Here is a 463-nt window from a genome sequence, read left to right on the forward strand (position 1 = left end):
GTGCGGCCGGTCAGGACGCGCTCGAGGGCCTCGGTGACGAGGGGCGCGGTGACGGCGTAGATGTCCTGGCCACTGGCCGTGGCCCGGCGTTCGGCTCCGCCGGAGCGGACGACGACGTCGACGAGGAAAGTCTGGTTCGAGCGCCCGTGCTCATCGGCGGCGGTCGGGGCCGGCGTATGAGGGGCGGCGACGTCCCGGGCCGCCTCGGCACTCATGTAGGTGGTCACCTCAGGGATGGAGAGGTGCTGGGGCACGGTGACGACGTCCGCCATCGTGAACTCCCCGATCACCGGTCGGGGTCCCATGGGTTCCGGGAAGGTCCACTCCACGGTGGGGGCGGCGTCGGTGCGGCGCTCCCACTGTCCGCCGCTGTAGCGCAGGCGGTGGGCGCCGCGCCGCTCCCGGGAGACCGCGCCCGAGAGCCGGGTACCCGCGGTGGGGTGCCAGTTGCTGAGGGCATAGG

1 pseudogene is annotated in these 463 nt (G+C 73.4%); it reads right to left on the bottom strand.

The features are described 5' to 3' along the window. Window positions 1–463, bottom strand: a pseudogene (locus LPA54_RS38030) (saccharopine dehydrogenase); the annotation flags it as partial.

It is taken from the genome of Streptomyces sp. DH12 (genome assembly GCF_020873895.1).
Lineage (GTDB): Bacteria > Actinomycetota > Actinomycetes > Streptomycetales > Streptomycetaceae > Streptomyces.